The organism is Lysinibacillus sp. C5.1 (genome assembly GCF_016350185.1).
GTDB classification, from domain to species: Bacteria; Bacillota; Bacilli; order Bacillales_A; family Planococcaceae; genus Lysinibacillus; species Lysinibacillus sphaericus.
The window spans coordinates 3,455,899-3,470,975 of record NZ_CP066226.1 but is presented as its reverse complement, the minus strand read 5'-3'; the positions used below and the strand labels follow the sequence as shown (position 1 = coordinate 3,470,975).

16 protein-coding genes are annotated in these 15,077 nt (G+C 36.4%); 10 read left to right on the top strand and 6 right to left on the bottom strand.

Going from position 1 to position 15,077, the window contains the following annotated elements; genetic code table 11:
* Nucleotides 1-201: 201 nt before the first annotated feature.
* The 5 genes from I5435_RS16965 (at nucleotide 202) to I5435_RS16945 (ending at nucleotide 3,009) form a co-directional block, all read left to right on the top strand.
* Nucleotides 202-471 (top strand): hypothetical protein, encoded by a 270-nt coding sequence (locus tag I5435_RS16965; RefSeq protein WP_337982650.1) that lies wholly within the window; start codon nucleotides 202-204, stop codon nucleotides 469-471.
* A 331-nt stretch (nucleotides 472-802) separates the two neighbouring features.
* Nucleotides 803-1,153: a hypothetical protein gene (locus I5435_RS16960; protein ID WP_108029966.1), complete on the top strand. Its 351-nt coding sequence runs from the start codon at nucleotides 803-805 to the stop codon at nucleotides 1,151-1,153.
* 187 nt (nucleotides 1,154-1,340) lie between these two features.
* Nucleotides 1,341-1,691 carry a hypothetical protein gene (locus I5435_RS16955; RefSeq protein WP_108029966.1) on the top strand — a complete coding sequence of 117 codons (351 nt, stop codon included), beginning with the start codon at nucleotides 1,341-1,343 and terminating at the stop codon, nucleotides 1,689-1,691.
* A gap of 155 nt (nucleotides 1,692-1,846) precedes the next feature.
* The gene (locus I5435_RS16950; RefSeq protein ID WP_108029965.1) at nucleotides 1,847-2,254 is read left to right on the top strand and encodes a phage holin family protein; all 408 of its coding nucleotides are present in this window, start codon (nucleotides 1,847-1,849) and stop codon (nucleotides 2,252-2,254) included.
* A complete protein-coding gene (locus I5435_RS16945) occupies nucleotides 2,251-3,009 on the top strand; it encodes an N-acetylmuramoyl-L-alanine amidase (RefSeq protein ID WP_337982649.1) in 759 nt (252 codons plus the stop codon). The genes I5435_RS16950 and I5435_RS16945 overlap by 4 nt, the downstream gene beginning before the upstream one ends.
* A 340-nt stretch (nucleotides 3,010-3,349) precedes the next feature.
* Here the strand turns inward: I5435_RS16945 and rpsD are convergent, their stop codons facing one another.
* A complete protein-coding gene (rpsD, locus tag I5435_RS16940) occupies nucleotides 3,350-3,952 on the bottom strand; it encodes a 30S ribosomal protein S4 (protein WP_337982648.1) in 603 nt (200 codons plus the stop codon).
* A gap of 469 nt (nucleotides 3,953-4,421) precedes the next feature.
* Here rpsD and I5435_RS16935 point away from each other — a divergent pair, with 469 nt between their 5' ends.
* Nucleotides 4,422-6,305: a sensor domain-containing diguanylate cyclase gene (locus I5435_RS16935; RefSeq protein ID WP_337982647.1), complete on the top strand. Its 1,884-nt coding sequence runs from the start codon at nucleotides 4,422-4,424 to the stop codon at nucleotides 6,303-6,305.
* 91 nt (nucleotides 6,306-6,396) lie between these two features.
* Here the strand turns inward: I5435_RS16935 and I5435_RS16930 are convergent, their stop codons facing one another.
* Both I5435_RS16930 and hisJ read right to left on the bottom strand, forming a co-directional pair.
* Entirely contained in the window at nucleotides 6,397-6,876 is a 480-nt protein-coding gene (locus I5435_RS16930; RefSeq protein WP_337982646.1) for a GAF domain-containing protein, read from the bottom strand.
* A 20-nt stretch (nucleotides 6,877-6,896) separates the two neighbouring features.
* Nucleotides 6,897-7,694, bottom strand: a complete 798-nt coding sequence (gene hisJ / locus I5435_RS16925; RefSeq protein ID WP_337982645.1) for a histidinol-phosphatase HisJ — start codon at nucleotides 7,692-7,694, stop codon at nucleotides 6,897-6,899.
* 199 nt (nucleotides 7,695-7,893) lie between these two features.
* On the opposite strand from hisJ, the gene ezrA reads away from it, so the two are divergent.
* The 4 genes from ezrA to I5435_RS16905 all read left to right on the top strand — a co-directional run bounded on the left by ezrA (nucleotide 7,894) and on the right by I5435_RS16905 (nucleotide 12,708).
* Complete coding sequence (gene ezrA, locus I5435_RS16920) at nucleotides 7,894-9,597, top strand: septation ring formation regulator EzrA (RefSeq protein WP_024363778.1); 1,704 nt, start codon at nucleotides 7,894-7,896, stop codon at nucleotides 9,595-9,597.
* Between the two features lie 326 nt (nucleotides 9,598-9,923).
* Nucleotides 9,924-11,084, top strand: a complete 1,161-nt coding sequence (locus tag I5435_RS16915) for a cysteine desulfurase family protein (protein WP_337982644.1) — start codon at nucleotides 9,924-9,926, stop codon at nucleotides 11,082-11,084.
* Nucleotides 11,081-12,289 carry a tRNA uracil 4-sulfurtransferase ThiI gene (gene thiI, locus I5435_RS16910; protein ID WP_337982643.1) on the top strand — a complete coding sequence of 403 codons (1,209 nt, stop codon included), beginning with the start codon at nucleotides 11,081-11,083 and terminating at the stop codon, nucleotides 12,287-12,289. The genes I5435_RS16915 and thiI overlap by 4 nt, the downstream gene beginning before the upstream one ends.
* Before the next feature lie 212 nt (nucleotides 12,290-12,501).
* Nucleotides 12,502-12,708: an alpha/beta-type small acid-soluble spore protein gene (locus I5435_RS16905; protein WP_024363781.1), complete on the top strand. Its 207-nt coding sequence runs from the start codon at nucleotides 12,502-12,504 to the stop codon at nucleotides 12,706-12,708.
* A gap of 107 nt (nucleotides 12,709-12,815) precedes the next feature.
* Here I5435_RS16905 and thiE read toward each other — a convergent pair whose 3' ends face one another.
* The 3 genes from thiE to thiM are packed head-to-tail and all read right to left on the bottom strand — an operon-like array spanning nucleotide 12,816 to nucleotide 15,014.
* The gene (thiE, locus tag I5435_RS16900; protein WP_255702584.1) at nucleotides 12,816-13,445 is read right to left on the bottom strand and encodes a thiamine phosphate synthase; all 630 of its coding nucleotides are present in this window, start codon (nucleotides 13,443-13,445) and stop codon (nucleotides 12,816-12,818) included.
* The gene (thiD, locus tag I5435_RS16895; protein WP_337983877.1) at nucleotides 13,432-14,259 is read right to left on the bottom strand and encodes a bifunctional hydroxymethylpyrimidine kinase/phosphomethylpyrimidine kinase; all 828 of its coding nucleotides are present in this window, start codon (nucleotides 14,257-14,259) and stop codon (nucleotides 13,432-13,434) included. Before thiD ends, thiE begins: the two co-directional genes overlap by 14 nt.
* Nucleotides 14,259-15,014, bottom strand: coding sequence for a hydroxyethylthiazole kinase (gene thiM / locus I5435_RS16890; protein ID WP_258841872.1), 756 nt, complete (start codon nucleotides 15,012-15,014; stop codon nucleotides 14,259-14,261). The genes thiD and thiM overlap by 1 nt, the downstream gene beginning before the upstream one ends.
* Nucleotides 15,015-15,077: the final 63 nt, after the last annotated feature.

Below are 15,077 nucleotides of genomic sequence, written 5' to 3'. Positions count from 1 at the left end.
CCTAAAGCTTTTTGTATTTAAAAGTATGGAGCTGATTTAGGCATTACTTTATCTTAATAAAAGGAGTGGATAAAAATTGGAGAAATATATAATTGTCACGATGGACGGTCAAAACGTATTGACTACAGAGGTAAATTTAGAGTCTGTCGCTACTATTTTTAAACAAATACTTAAATGGCAGCAAAAATTAGAAAGAAGAGTATGTCAAAACATTTAGTAATGGTAGTGGCTAATATTAAAGCATTAGAAAAAACAGAAACACTGAACGTGACAATAAAGGTTAGAAACACATTACCCTACACATCAGAAAGTGACACAGATAAGATGTTTGATATATTAACGACCGATATTAACAAAAAGGCTTTTGTTCTGATAAACAATGAAATTTTAATCAATCGTTCAGCTTATCAGTACGCTGAAGCAGATGAGCAAAAAAACACTGTTGTAAACGAAGCGCAAGCAAATGCTTAGCGTTTTAGGCCTTCCACAGATGATTTTGGAGGGCTTTTATTATGCGCTATGAGAGCTATCAATATGGGAAACAGTACATGTTACTGATTCTCGACGTTTCTCAGGAAAAAAGCTTCAATAAACATCTGAAGTCCTTGTGGCTCCAGGGTTGGAAACTTATCCTAAATATTATTAAAATCAATTAAACTTTTGCTTAAGTTGTTCACGTTTCACTACCCAACTTTGGTGTCTTATTTTTTTATGGTCAATGTCACAATAAAGCGATTTTTTTTCACAAGTAATAATGACGGTAACTAAGCCGTTAACATTAAAAAACTAGGGGGTTTTATGAATGGCTTCATATTTTGACAAAGTAGAACAGGAGAAGAACTTTCTCGCTATCATCAATGGTTCTACGGACGTAGATAAATACGTTAGTTGGTCAACGTATATTGAATTCTGTCACGGATACAAAGACGGTACGGCACAAGGAACAAGACTGGAATACACTGCCTATTTACAGTATTGGGATGGTTCATCTTGGACAAATGTTGATCATCATACGGGATATTTTTCATATTCTTCATGCTTCAATTGGTCACTTACAGGGCGAAAAGCAGGTTCATATCGAATACGTACTGTTTATTACTTTAAGGGAAGTTCTTACGTCAACCGTACATCTGCATTTATTGTGGAACGCTAAAAATTAAGGCAGCAACCATCGGGTTGCTGTTCTTTTTTATCACTATGTTTTAAGTTGTTCACGTTTCACTACCCAACTTCGGTGTCTTATTTTTTTATGGTCAATGTCACAATAAAGCAATTTTTTTTCACAAGTAATAATGACGGTAACTAAGCCGTTAACATTAAAAAACTAGGGGGTTTTATGAATGGCTTCATATTTTGACAAAGTAGAACAGGAGAAGAACTTTCTCGCTATCATCAATGGTTCTACGGACGTAGATAAATACGTTAGTTGGTCAACGTATATTGAATTCTGTCACGGATACAAAGACGGTACGGCACAAGGAACAAGACTGGAATACACTGCCTATTTACAGTATTGGGATGGTTCATCTTGGACAAATGTTGATCATCATACGGGATATTTTTCATATTCTTCATGCTTCAATTGGTCACTTACAGGGCGAAAAGCAGGTTCATATCGAATACGTACTGTTTATTACTTTAAGGGAAGTTCTTACGTCAACCGTACATCTGCATTTATTGTAGAACGCTAAAAATTAAGGCAGCAACCATCGGGTTGCTGTTCTTTTTTTATCATTATGTTTTATTGTAAAAGTACCATTTGGATTAAATTTTATTTTGGTGTCTTTCACTTCACTTTAATCAAGCGCTTGTTTATTTATAAAAAAGGGCAAAGGACGGTGTATTAATGGAGCAAATCTCTAAATATTTAGTTACTACAGTAGGTGGTGCTGTCTCATGGCTTGTTGGTGGATGGGAGTTATTAATGACAGTACTACTTATTTTAAATGCAATTGACTTTTTCACAGGCATGGCTGCTAACTGGGGAGCGATTAATAGCAAAAGAGGTTATCAAGGCATTATCAAAAAAGGCATGATGTGGGTTTGGATTGTCGTAGCGAATTTAATTTATCTAGTGCTGTTAGACCAAGGCTTTTCAATTGGGCAGATTATTCCTGATGCGGTGGTATTAATGTTCATTTTCAATGAATTAGTTAGCTTGGGGGAGAATTCTGCAAAGCTGGGTATAGACATGCCTGCACCAGTTAAAAAGGCATTAGACATATTTAATACTAAGGAGGAAAAAGTGAAATGAGCATAAAAGAAATTGAAATTCACCCAGGACATTGGATTAATCCTGGCAGTGGTGCTGTCGGTATCCTAAATGAAGTTATCGAGGCACGAAAGATAGCTAAAAGAGTATTCGGGATTCTGAAAGCATCAAATGTGCCATGTACTTATTATGAGGACAATACCTCAACTAACCAACGTCAAAACATTAACTATCTTGTTAATCAACATAACAAGGATCGTGACAGTTTAATTGTCTCTATCCATTTGAATTCTGGTGGTGACAGTTCCAAAGCTATCGGCACAGAAGTCTTGTACTATGACCAGCAAGCTTTAGCAGCACGTATTTCAAAAGCTATTTCTGATGCAACTGGCGGAGAGCTACCAAATAGAGGTGCTAAACAACGTAAGGATTTAGGTGTATTAGCAAGCACATACGAGCCAGCAATTTTAATAGAGGTTTGTTTTGTGAATAGTGTAGTAGATGCAGTTGTTTATCGACGAGACTTTGGGAAAATTTGTTATGCCATAGCTACTGAACTTGCTAAGCATTTAGGGAAAACATTGAAACTAACTACACAACCAAAAACAGAGCGTAAGAGGGAGGAAACACAGATGACTAATTCATTAACATCAACAGCTAAAGAGGATTTGAGAGGGTTATTAAAAGTGACTTATCAAAAAGGAATCTTGAAGGTCGACCATAGTGATCGAGTTGGTTCAATGACTGATGGTGAAGCTTTAGGATTACTCATTTCAGTTGTGAAACGGACATTATAAATTGTAAAAATACCAGGTAACCACAAAAATTTGTGACCCTGGTATTTTTTAAATTGCTAAAATAAGGATAATAAATAATTAATCAAAAATAAAAAAATCATGCTTTAAGCGGCAACTTAAAACATGACATAAATTTGAGTACATCTACTCTAATTTGTTTCTAATGAACAATTATAACATAATATTTTATTAAGGTGGAAACGCTCCCCCAGGTGCTCCCAAAATCATCCGAATAAAAACGTGAATTTCCGATTAACTAATTATATGCAAAAACCTCGTAAACGCTTGTATAAACAAGGTTACGAGGTTTAAGAACCGTAAGTAATCTAACGTTAAAAAATTAACGAGAGTAGAACTCTACGATGAATGCTTCGTTGATTTCTGCAGATAGTTCAGAACGTTCTGGAAGGCGAGTGAATGTACCTTCTTTTTTATCTGCATCAAAAGTTAAGTAGTCAGGTACGAAGTTGTTTACTTCGATCGCTTCTGTAACTACAGCAAGGTTTTGAGATTTTTCACGAAGAGAAATCGTTTGACCTGGTTTAACGCTGAATGATGGGATATCAACGCGTTTGCCGTCTACTAAGATATGACCGTGGTTTACTAATTGACGAGCTCCACGACGAGTGCGAGCTAAACCTAAACGGTAAACTAAGTTGTCAAGGCGAGTTTCAAGAAGGATCATGAAGTTTTCACCGTGAACACCTTTCATTTTACCAGCGCGGTCGAATAGAGTACGGAATTGACGTTCAGTCATACCATACATATGACGAAGTTTTTGTTTTTCTTGTAGTTGTAAACCGTATTCTGATAATTTTTTACGTTGGTTCGGGCCGTGTTGACCTGGTGCGTAAGGGCGTTTTTCGATTTCTTTACCAGTACCGCTTAGTGAGATACCAAGACGACGAGATAGTTTCCAAGATGGACCTGTATAACGAGACATATTGTTGTCTCCTCCTTTAAATTTGGTTTTTTTTGTTGTAAAACAAAAACCAGTAGTACCCATTCTTATACGCATTTTATTTTCATGTATTTTCGCCTATGCAGCCATTAGGTTACACAATACACCATCTATTTTGCCACTGAGAGTTTTTGTGTAGTAATACTCAGTAAAATTGAGGAATAAAATACAGTAATAAGCTTATACCACTGCTGCGTTTATTTTACACAAACTTCATTGTAACTGCTTAGAGCGTAGACGTCAATTATTAGTATGGCTATTTTTAAAAAGAACTATAGTAGGAATTTCCTTGAGAGGAATTTAACACTAATACGAAATGGTTATTGATGCGGTAGTAAATGTAAAATGTAAAAGTAAGGTAGAATTACATAGTCAAAATGACACAAATTATGTATAATACATTATAAGTTAATAGTAATTGATTTGTACGTTATATAGAAAAGGTGATTTCATGACAGACCATTTACAAACGCTGAAATATATAAAATCTGATGTTTTGAGCATTTGGGTGAGTTCGAATGGAGGACTAGTCAGTTTTAATGAGTATTTTTATTCATTTAAACAGTGTCTAAAGAAGCACTTGAAAATTGAAAATGCGGCCTTTCTTAGTTTTGAAGGGAATAGTTTAATACCTGTAGAAGAATTGGCCTCTTTGACAATTGAAACAAAACTAAATGCTGTGTCATGGCTAATGATAGAAGCTAGCTTTTACCAACAGAAAGTAGTAAAGCTTCCCTATATATTAAAAGAAAAAACAGCCTATAATATGATGACAGATATGGTGCTTTTCCAGACGGAGGGCAAAGAGCCTATGGGTGTGTTACTTGTTGAAGCCACCGATACTTGGACGGACTTTATGACTTCGGATTACGGTGAAGAGTGTGTAGAAACGCTTACAAAAGTTTTACAAATGCTGATTGAAAATCTCGAAGTAAAGTTAAATGAAGACCAATATAGAAAACTTTATAACATGACCGATTTATTTCACTCAACAATGGATATTGATTTGATTTTAGAAAACGTTTTAAAAAATATTCGCGATAATTTTCCAGAATTCAATGTGGAACTTATATTATCTAACGATCAAGATCGCCATACGACTATCCATATAAAACTTTTTGATTATCTGTCTGAAAGACCGGCTACTATCGAAGCTTTTGTATCAGGAGAGTTGACTACTGAACTAGCTGGAGACTTGAATTGTCGTTTATTAAATGCCCCTATAAAAGGGAGACAAGCTATTTATGGCATTTTGCAAGTGAGTGCACCAACCACATATCTTTTTTCAGCAACGGAAAAAGACTTTGTGCGCATGTTAGCACAAGCATCTGGAAATGCGCTAGAAAATGCAAAATTATATCATCAATCGCATCGCCTCGTAAGTGACTTACAACTCATCAATGAAACTTCGCATCGATTAAATATGCGCATTGATATTAATGAAATGTTACTTTTCCTACAAAAACAATTAATGAAGTCTTTCCAACCAATGGAAGTTTGTTTCGCTTTTAAAGATCATGCTACCTATGAAGTGACAGATGCTAGCACATCGTTATTTAAATCAGAAGAAGGTAATACTTATATTAGACATGTTGAACAACATTTTGAGCATACAAATGATCCACTCTTTATAGCAGATTTTAGCCGATTAACCCCAAATCAAATAGAATATCGTTCAATTATGGCGATTCCTATCTTAATGGAGGAAAAAATAAATGGCTTTAGTATCGTACTGCACAAAGAGCCCTATTTCTTTTCATTTGATAGCTTTAAGTTAATGCAATCTTTAATCCATCATTCTTCGTTAGCGATTGCCAACTCTATTTTACGCAATCAGCTACAAGAAATGGTTGACCGCGATCATTTAACAAAATTATATGCACGCAGTTATTTAGATCAATATGTAGAAAAATCCCTGAAAAAAGATCAATCAGGTATGTTCTTGCTTATTGATATTGACAATTTTAAACGCATCAATGACACTTACGGCCATCAAACAGGCGATAAAATTCTTGTGCAAATTGCCGTGAAATTAGAAGAAACAATAGGTGCTAGCGGTATTTGTGCTCGCTGGGGTGGAGAAGAAATGTCGGTGTATGTACCAAATGTTGGTGAGCAAGAGGCCATTGAGTTAGCTTCAACAATAGTTGAAGTCATTCCGAATGCTACTGACCCTAAAGTAACGATTTCAGCAGGTCTTATAACATGGGATCAATACTATCGACCAGCTTTTCAATCGGTTTTTCTACACGCCGATACAGCTTTATATGAAGCGAAAAACAATGGGAAAAATAGATTTTGTATCCATGATCGGACGTTACAAACAAATGCATAATAGATGGTTTACTATAAAATGCCCCGAAATGATATATTTATAATCCATTTCAGGGCATTTTTTAGTGGCTATAAGATAATATTGCGAAATATTAAATATGAAGAAGTAGTGTTTCTGCAAAATGTTCTAAGCCGGTTTGATCTTCTTGTGAAAAGCGATTTTTAATAGGGCTATCAATATCAAGAACGCCAATCACCTTCTCTTGTTGAATAAGCGGAATGACAATTTCTGATTGAGAGGCAGCATCGCATGCAATATGCCCTGGAAATGCATGAACATCTTTTACGACAAGTGTCTCTTTTTTTGTTACAGCTGTTCCACACACACCGCGTCCAATTGGAATTCTCACACAAGCTGGTAAGCCTTGGAATGGTCCTAAAACTAGTTCATCCTCTTGTAAAAGGTAAAAGCCAACCCAGTTAATGTCAGTAAGAAATTGATTAAGCAAGGCAGATGCGTTGCCTAAATTTGCAATGCGATCGGTTTCGCCAGTGAGTAATGCATCTAACTGTTTTGCTAATGTCTTGTATTGATCCGCAATAGATCCTTCGTAATTAATTTGTGTAAACATATGAGCACCTCGTTTAAACGTTATTTGTCTGGAAATAGAGTTTTATAATGCTGATGTAAATCGACAGCAGCATGAGCATCTGAACCGAAAACGATAGGTAAACCAATCGTTTTACTATAATCGATAAAGGCAAATGGTGGATAGGGTTCCTGACAATATGTTTTACTTAAGCCAGCACTATTTAAATCTAACTCATATCCTTTTTGCTGCATAGTAGTTAATACTTCTTGGATGCGGTCTGTGTCATCAACTGGCTGAAGATGCGCTAGCTGAAATTTATGAATAAGTGTTGGATGCCCGATGCGCTTAGGTTTGTATTGTCCTAAGTCAGCTTCAATAGATTGTAGGACAGTATCATAATATAAATGATAGAGACGTTCAACAGAACCTACTTTTTGGGCAAAATTTATAAAACTTTCAGCAGAAAAATCAATGCATTCATACGTATTCTGCCATTGTAAAAAATGAACAGATAAAATGGCATCGTCTAAAAAATGTCCATATGTATCAAGAAAATGACGTGTTTCTTGCTCGAAGCCGACAATATAGTCGATCTCTAAACCGATGCGAATGCGAATATCCTGTGCATATTGTTTTTGAAGTCGTTGTAAGTCTTCCAAATAAGGCATTAAAAAATCTGGGCGCATACCACTATCCTGTTCAGGTGTAGGATCTTGGAAATTAGAGGGTAATGGTGCATGTTCTGTAAATGTAATATCGGTAAAGTTTTCAACAATTGCTTTTTCAATATATTGTGTAAATGAATCAGATGACCCATGTGGGCAATAGGGGCTATGGATGTGCCCGTCTCTTTTCATACATTTTACACTCCTTTAACTATTAAAATGATAAATACATATTTACGCTCTATGTTCAATGACATAGGGGAAGCTGTCAATATGTAGGTCGTGAATACACTTTTCTGAAAATCACTTAAATTTTAGTACAAAAGGCGAAAACATAGTATATAATAAATACAACTAGCCAATTCGTTTATTGTAGAATAGGAGGCTTACGATGGAGTATATCATCATTCCGATTATCCTACTATTAATTTTAGCCATAGTAGGATTAATGATGCGAAGAAAACATACAACAATTATTGCACAACTTGAAAATGAAAAATTACAAATACAAAACAATCCCATAAATGAAGAAATTTCTAAAGTTAAATCTTTAAACATGAATGGCGAAACAGAGGAAATGTTTGAACGGTGGCGTAATAGTTGGGATGAAGTCATCGACGTACATATGACAAAAATTGATTCGCTTTTATTCGATGCTGAAGACCAAATCAATCGCCTTCGTTTTAAAAAAGCAACGTTGATTGAGCGTGAAATAGAAGATTATATTCGTAAGTGTGAAAAAGATAAAGATAAAATCTTAGAAGAACTTAATGAATTAATTGGCAGCGAAGAAAAAAACCGTATTGAAATTGAACAGTTAAAAGAATATTATCGATCAGCACGTAAAACATTGCTTGCACATCAGCACTCATTTGGCGTAGCCCTACCAGCACTTGAACAAAAACTAGAAGTGTTTGTACAAAAATTTGAAGAATTTGATGTACTCACAAGCGAGGGCAATTATTTACAAGCGCGTGAAATAGTAATTAGCTTAAATAATGAATCTCAGCAAACGTTTGAATATATTAATGATGTGCCAACTATTTTAACCGAACTACAAGTAAAATTACCTGGTGCAATTCAAGAATTACGCAATGGTCAGCGTGAAATGGAAGAACAATCTTACTACTTGCATCATTTAGAACTTACAGAGGCTTTGGACAAACTGGAAGAAGAGTTTGCTTCGTTAAAAGAAGAACTAGCAGAGCTGAAATTAACATCTGTGAAACCTCGTGTTGCTGAAATAAATGAAGAAATAGACCGTTTTTATGACTTGCTTGAAAAAGAAGTGATTGCTAAAAACTATGTCGACCAAAATTGTGAGCGCTTATTAGGATCGATTACGAATGTTATTAACTCCACTCGATTAGTAAGTGATGAAGCAACATTTGTCCAACAAAGCTACCACTTGAATGAAAAAGATGCAGAAATTCCAAAAGCGGCGCTAAAACAATTAGAAGCATTACAACGTCGCTATGATTTATTGGCGATGCGTGTGTCAGAGGAAAAATCGGCCTATTCAAGCTTACAAGAGGAATTAATTGAAATTAGTGAAGAACTGGAGCGCATACACGAAGAGCAAGGGCATTTATCGAATACAATGAAAAAACTTCGCATTGATGAAAATAAGGCTCGGACACAAGTGGACAACTTGAAAAAAACGTTACAAGAAACAGATCGTCTGTTAAATAAGGCGAATATTCCAGGTATTCCTGAAGAGATGGATGCGCGATTAGATGAGGCAGCGGAGCATATTTACGTTGTGATGCAAAGTCTACAAGAGGTACCGCTCAATATGGGAACTGTCCATAATAACTTAAATGCAGCGACACTTTGTGTTGAGGATGTTCACGCGAAAGCACATGAATTGATTGAAAACGTCATGCTTATCGAACGTATTATTCAATATGGCAATCGCCACCGTGCAACAAATCCAAAGTTAAATGCTCGTTTAAAAGAAGCAGAAGAGGCATTTCATCAATTCCGGTATGCAAAGGCTTTAGAAGAAGCAGGGACTGCAGTGGAGGAAATGGAGCCAGGTGCTTTGAAACGCATTGAGGCCATTGTTGCCGAAGAAGCGTTCACAAAGTCATAAATGCTTTATGACAATAACAAATAGACAATAACAAATGAATTAGCTGCCTAAAAAGTGAAGTGACCTTTTTAGGTAGCTTTTTTTACGACCGTACTCTTTTACTTGAACATTTTACTGGTTGTTTTGGGTATTTTATCCTAAATAAATGTTTTCCAAAATATTTTTCTATAGTGTGAAATCAGCTGAAATTCACAGCATATTCGCAATAAATAAGCGATGCTAAGCGGACCTAAAATGACGAAATTAGAATATTTAGTAGTCAATTGCGACAGATTGCGTTATGATAAATACCGTTAAATCAACGTTTTGAAAGTGTGTGAAAAATAATGAAAGCTAATACAATTTATCTTGATAATAGTGCTACTACAAAGCCTTATCAAGAAGTGATGCAAACATTTATGGCAGTAAATGAGCAATATTATGCAAATCCTGCATCAATCCATGCCATGGGTGTAGAATCAAATGCATTATTAATGCGTGCACGGGAGCAAGTAGCAGATATTTTGAAGACTGAAGCAAAAAATGTGCTATTTACTTCAGGTGGAACCGAATCGAATAATACAGCCATTTTAGGTTTCGCACGCGGTAATACGCATAAAGGAAAACATGTTATAACAACGGAAATTGAGCATCTTTCTGTGTTAGAGCCAGTCAAGCAGCTTGAAAAGGAAGGCTTTGAAATAGAATATTTACGTGTCAATAAACAAGGTGTTATTTCATTGGATGAGCTAAGAGCCAAAATACGGAAAGATACGATATTGGTTAGCATAATGCATGTCAATAATGAAATGGGAGCAATTCAACCTATTTTTGAAGCGGCTACTATCGTTCATGCAGAAAGTAGAGCGGCATTTCATGTGGATGCAGTCCAAAGCTTTGGAAAACTTCCATTAACGTTTAAAGGTGAAGATGGGCCAGATTGTATTACGATTTCTGGACATAAAATCCATGGCTTTAAAGGTTCTGGTGTCTTAGCTTTTCGTAAGCCAATGCAATGGCAACCTTATGCTTTTGGTGGTGGACAGGAATTCGGCTTACGTAGTGGCACAGTGGCTGTACCTCAAGCAGTAGCATTGGCAAAAGCGGCTCGTATGGCAGTCGAAACAATGGAAGAACGTTCTGAAAACTACCGTAATTGGCAACAGCAATTACGTGCAGCACTAGCGCATTTTGGTGATATTGTGCATATAATATCTACTCCAGAGTGTGCAGCTCATATTTTATCGTTTAGTGTACGTGATATAAAAGGCGAGGTACTGATCAATGCTTTGCAAAAACATGGCGTGATTGTATCGACTTCGAGTGCTTGTTCTTCTAGACAAACAAAGACAAGCCATGTTGTCGAAGCCTTAAATATTGATGAACATTTTAAAAAAGGTGTTGTTCGTGTTAGTTTTGGTGCACATGTAACATCGGACGATATAACCCAATTAATACAAGTTATTAATACAGTATTGAAGGAACTTAAAGGAGAACTATTATTATGATTTGGAAAGAAATTTTAATTCGATATGGCGAACTATCGACAAAAGGACGTAATAAAATGGACTTTATCCGCCGTTTACGTGAAAATATTCGCTATGCATTTGCAGATTTAGGCCATTTACACATCCGCACAGAACGCGACCGAATGTTTATTGCCATTCAAGATGAAGCACAGATGGATGTTTTATTAGCAGGCTTACCGAAAATTTTTGGAATTCAATCATTTAGCCCAGTTGCTGCATGTGAAAAAGATATGGATGCTATGAAGCGACTTGCGCTTACAATCATGGACACATTTAAAGATCAACAGCTAACATTTAAAGTTGAAGTGAAACGTACAGATAAAACATTCCCATTAGATTCTCACAGCATTCAACGCGAAATTGGTGGGCATGTTTTACCACAATATCAAAACTTATCAGTAAAAGTGAAACATCCAGATGTAGAATTACGAGTGGAAGTACGCCACGATTCAACATATATGATGGCGCAAGTGATTCCAGGCGCAGGTGGTATGCCAGTTGGCTCTAACGGCAAATCACTATTAATGCTGTCAGGCGGTATTGATAGTCCTGTTGCTGGGTATTTAATGATGAAACGCGGTGTACGTTTAGAAGCAATTCATTTCTTTAGCCCACCGTATACAAGTCAAAATTCATTGGAAAAAGTAAAAGTACTTGCAAATGAACTAACAAAATTTGGTGCGAGTATTCGCCTGCATGTTATTCCATTTACAGAAATCCAAGTACTTATTAAAGACAAAGTGCCGTCCAATGTGTCAATGACAACAACACGTCGCATGATGTTAAAGGTGGCAGATAAAGTACGTGAGGAAATTAATGCACTGGCCATTGTAACAGGTGAAAGTCTTGGACAAGTAGCAAGTCAGACGCTAGAAAGTTTAACGGCGATTAATGCTGTAACGAATACACCAATTTTACGTCCGCTTATTTCAAATGATAAATTAGAAATTATTGATATTGCAGAAAAAATCGGCACATATGAAACGTCAATTCAGCCATTTGAGGATTGCTGTACAATTTTCACCCCAGCTAGTCCGAAAACAAAGCCAAAGCTTGAAAAAGTAGAGCATTATGAAAGCTTTTCTGATTTTGATGAACTAATCGAACGTGCTGTGATAAACCGTGAAGTGTACATTTTCCCGAAAAAAGAACAGCCTAAAGATAAATTTGCAGATCTTTTATAAAAAATTTACGGATTTAAACTAAAAAGAATGTTCTTTTCTTATAAAGACCAATAACGACATTATAATAAGAAGGAAACCGTCTCAAATTTGTAATTTGGGACGGTTTTTTTATATTTTCTAGTCTTTTTCCTTTAGAGTTACATTTTACCTTTAAAAATTTCGTATTAAAAATCGAATATCGCACATTCTATATTCACAAGGAGGTGAGAGACATGACAAACAACAACAGTTCAAACAAGCTTGCAGTACCTGGTGTACAACAAGCGCTTGATCAAATGAAATACGAAATTGCACAAGAATTTGGTGTTCAATTAGGAGCTGACGCATCAGCTCGTGCTAACGGTTCCGTTGGTGGTGAAATCACTAAACGTCTTGTACAAATGGCAGAATCTCAATTAAAAGGTATGCCAAAACAATAATTGCAAAAAAGCATTTATTGAACTTAAAACCAGTGACCGTAAAAGGCACTGGTTTTAGTTTGTTTATTTTTACTTTTTTTATGACTAGCGTAACTCGAATTATTCAATCAATACGATTTAAAGGTCTCAACGGTTTGGTGAATATTATGACTTTCACAAATTGCGGAAATAACTGCTACACCGTCTGCACCAGCTTTTAATACAGTTTCTGCATTCTGACAGTTAATGCCACCAATTGCTACAATCGGCAACTCGGGATAATGACGGCGTGCTTGTTGTAAAAATTCAGTACCACTTGGCGCTTTGGCATCGTTTTTAGAAGTGGTGGCAAAAATGGGACCAATCCCTACATAATCTGCACCATTTTCTATAGCGATCTGTAATTCATCCGCTGTATGAACCGAAACACCAAGTATTATTTCCTCACCAATTTTTTCTCTTACTAGCGAGATGGGACAATCATCTTGTCCAATATGAATACCGTCTGCCTTGAGCTTTAAGGCAAGCTCAATATCATCATTTACGATAAATGGAACATTGTAGTGATGACATCGTTTTTGGCATTGACGGGCAAAATGTTCATAATGTTCATCAGTTAGTGCATCTGTTCCTTTTTCTCGAAATTGGAACATCGTAATACCAGCTTGCAATGCTTCTTCTAGTATTGCTAATGGTTGTTTGATTTTTGCATTCGCTGTACCCATTATAAAATAGAGCTGCAAATCACTGCGTTTCACCTATGGTCACCTCGCAACTTTCTTTAAATTTTTGGTAAGCAAAATGATTTGTTGGTCCATTACCATGACCAATCGATAAGTTATGAGTAATTGCTAGTTGAATGAATTTCTTAGCCTCAATAATGGCTTGCTCTATCGGCATTTGACGGCCAATAAAAGCTGTTAATGCGGCAGAAAATGTACACCCTGTACCGTGTGTATTTTTGGTCGCAATTCGATTAGATTGCATTGAGAATGATTTGCCATTTTTAAAAAATACATAATCTACAGCAAAATCTTTGTTCGCTAGATGGCCACCTTTGATAATCACGCATTGAACACCTAGCTGTAGTAACGAATGCGCCGCAAGTCGAATGTCAGACACGGTTTCGATTTTTCTTGCAGCTAATATTTCAGCTTCTGGAATATTTGGCGTTACAATCGTGGCAAGTGGTAATAAATTGTTTCTTAATGCCTCCACAGCTTCTTGTTGTAATAAAGTTTCACCGCCCTTTGCAATCATGACAGGATCAACAATAAGAGGGATGGTTAAATTCGTCATAGCTAGCGCAATTGTACGAATAATATCAGAGGAAAAAAGCATGCCAGTCTTAATGGCGCTAATTGGAAAATCCTCTAAGAGAGCATGAAATTGTTTATTTATAAAGGCTTGTTCAATGGGTAGCACATCCATGACACCTTGTGTGTTTTGGGCAGTTAAAGCTGTAATTACGGACGTTCCGAATACATCTAATTCTTGAAATGTTTTTAAATCTGCTTGGATACCTGCACCGCCACCGCTATCAGAGCCCGCTATTGTTGTAACAATGTGCATCAAATATCACCGTCCTTCGATAAACGATGCAATTCGTTTAAGACTGCTACAGCAAAATCACCATTATATTGAGCAGCCGAATGAGCATGTTCAGCAATTTTTTTATAGCTCGTTAATGTTTCGCATAATTGAGAAAAAGGCTCATTGCCCGCCATATATGCAGCACAACAAATTGCGCTTAATAAACAGCCAGTACCTGTCACTTCTGTCATTCGAGTATGACCACCAGCAATCCATTGCGCAAGGTTCCCATCGGTTATAAAATCTTTTTCACCAGTTACAATCACGATGCAATTAAATTTTTTTGCTATTTCTTTTGCTTTATCCTCAACAGATATGGAACCAGTACCACTATCAACACCTTTTTGTTGCCATTGTACATTAGCAATCGCGGCAAGTTCGCCAACATTACAGCGGATAACAGCAAAATGAATCGAATCTAATAACTGTAGTACCGTTTGTTTGCGGTATGCTGTAGCGCCAGCAGCTACTGGGTCCAAAATTACTGGTATACCAAGGGCATTTGCTTTTTTTCCTGCAAGTAACATCGACTCTTTTGTTCGTGTAGTAAGCGTTCCGATATTGACTAATAACGCTGATGCGATGGATACCATTTCTTCGACTTCCTGCGGATCATCCGCCATTACCGGTGATGCACCAATTGCTAGTAAGCCATTTGCTTGAAAATTTGCCACTACATAATTGGTTATGCAGTGAATCAACGGTTGTTTTTTACGAATCGTTTGAAAAACCATTGTAGTCCTCCTCTTTTGGTGGACGTAAGCATGCAAAAAAAGCTCTTTTTTATTCGGGCACAA

Bases quoted from the DNA above. Each gene is read 5' to 3' on its own strand.
- I5435_RS16965 (WP_337982650.1), top strand. From the start codon at position 202: ATGTCAAAACATTTAGTAATGGTAGTGGCTAATATTAAAGCATTAGAA.
- I5435_RS16960 (WP_108029966.1), top strand. From the start codon at position 803: ATGGCTTCATATTTTGACAAAGTAGAACAGGAGAAGAACTTTCTCGCT.
- I5435_RS16955 (WP_108029966.1), top strand. From the start codon at position 1,341: ATGGCTTCATATTTTGACAAAGTAGAACAGGAGAAGAACTTTCTCGCT.
- I5435_RS16950 (WP_108029965.1), top strand. From the start codon at position 1,847: ATGGAGCAAATCTCTAAATATTTAGTTACTACAGTAGGTGGTGCTGTC.
- I5435_RS16945 (WP_337982649.1), top strand. From the start codon at position 2,251: ATGAGCATAAAAGAAATTGAAATTCACCCAGGACATTGGATTAATCCT.
- rpsD (WP_337982648.1), bottom strand. From the start codon at position 3,952: ATGTCTCGTTATACAGGTCCATCTTGGAAACTATCTCGTCGTCTTGGT.
- I5435_RS16935 (WP_337982647.1), top strand. From the start codon at position 4,422: ATGACAGACCATTTACAAACGCTGAAATATATAAAATCTGATGTTTTG.
- I5435_RS16930 (WP_337982646.1), bottom strand. From the start codon at position 6,876: ATGTTTACACAAATTAATTACGAAGGATCTATTGCGGATCAATACAAG.
- hisJ (WP_337982645.1), bottom strand. From the start codon at position 7,694: ATGAAAAGAGACGGGCACATCCATAGCCCCTATTGCCCACATGGGTCA.
- ezrA (WP_024363778.1), top strand. From the start codon at position 7,894: ATGGAGTATATCATCATTCCGATTATCCTACTATTAATTTTAGCCATA.
- I5435_RS16915 (WP_337982644.1), top strand. From the start codon at position 9,924: ATGAAAGCTAATACAATTTATCTTGATAATAGTGCTACTACAAAGCCT.
- thiI (WP_337982643.1), top strand. From the start codon at position 11,081: ATGATTTGGAAAGAAATTTTAATTCGATATGGCGAACTATCGACAAAA.
- I5435_RS16905 (WP_024363781.1), top strand. From the start codon at position 12,502: ATGACAAACAACAACAGTTCAAACAAGCTTGCAGTACCTGGTGTACAA.
- thiD (WP_337983877.1), bottom strand. From the start codon at position 14,259: ATGCACATTGTTACAACAATAGCGGGCTCTGATAGCGGTGGCGGTGCA.
- thiM (WP_258841872.1), bottom strand. From the start codon at position 15,014: ATGGTTTTTCAAACGATTCGTAAAAAACAACCGTTGATTCACTGCATA.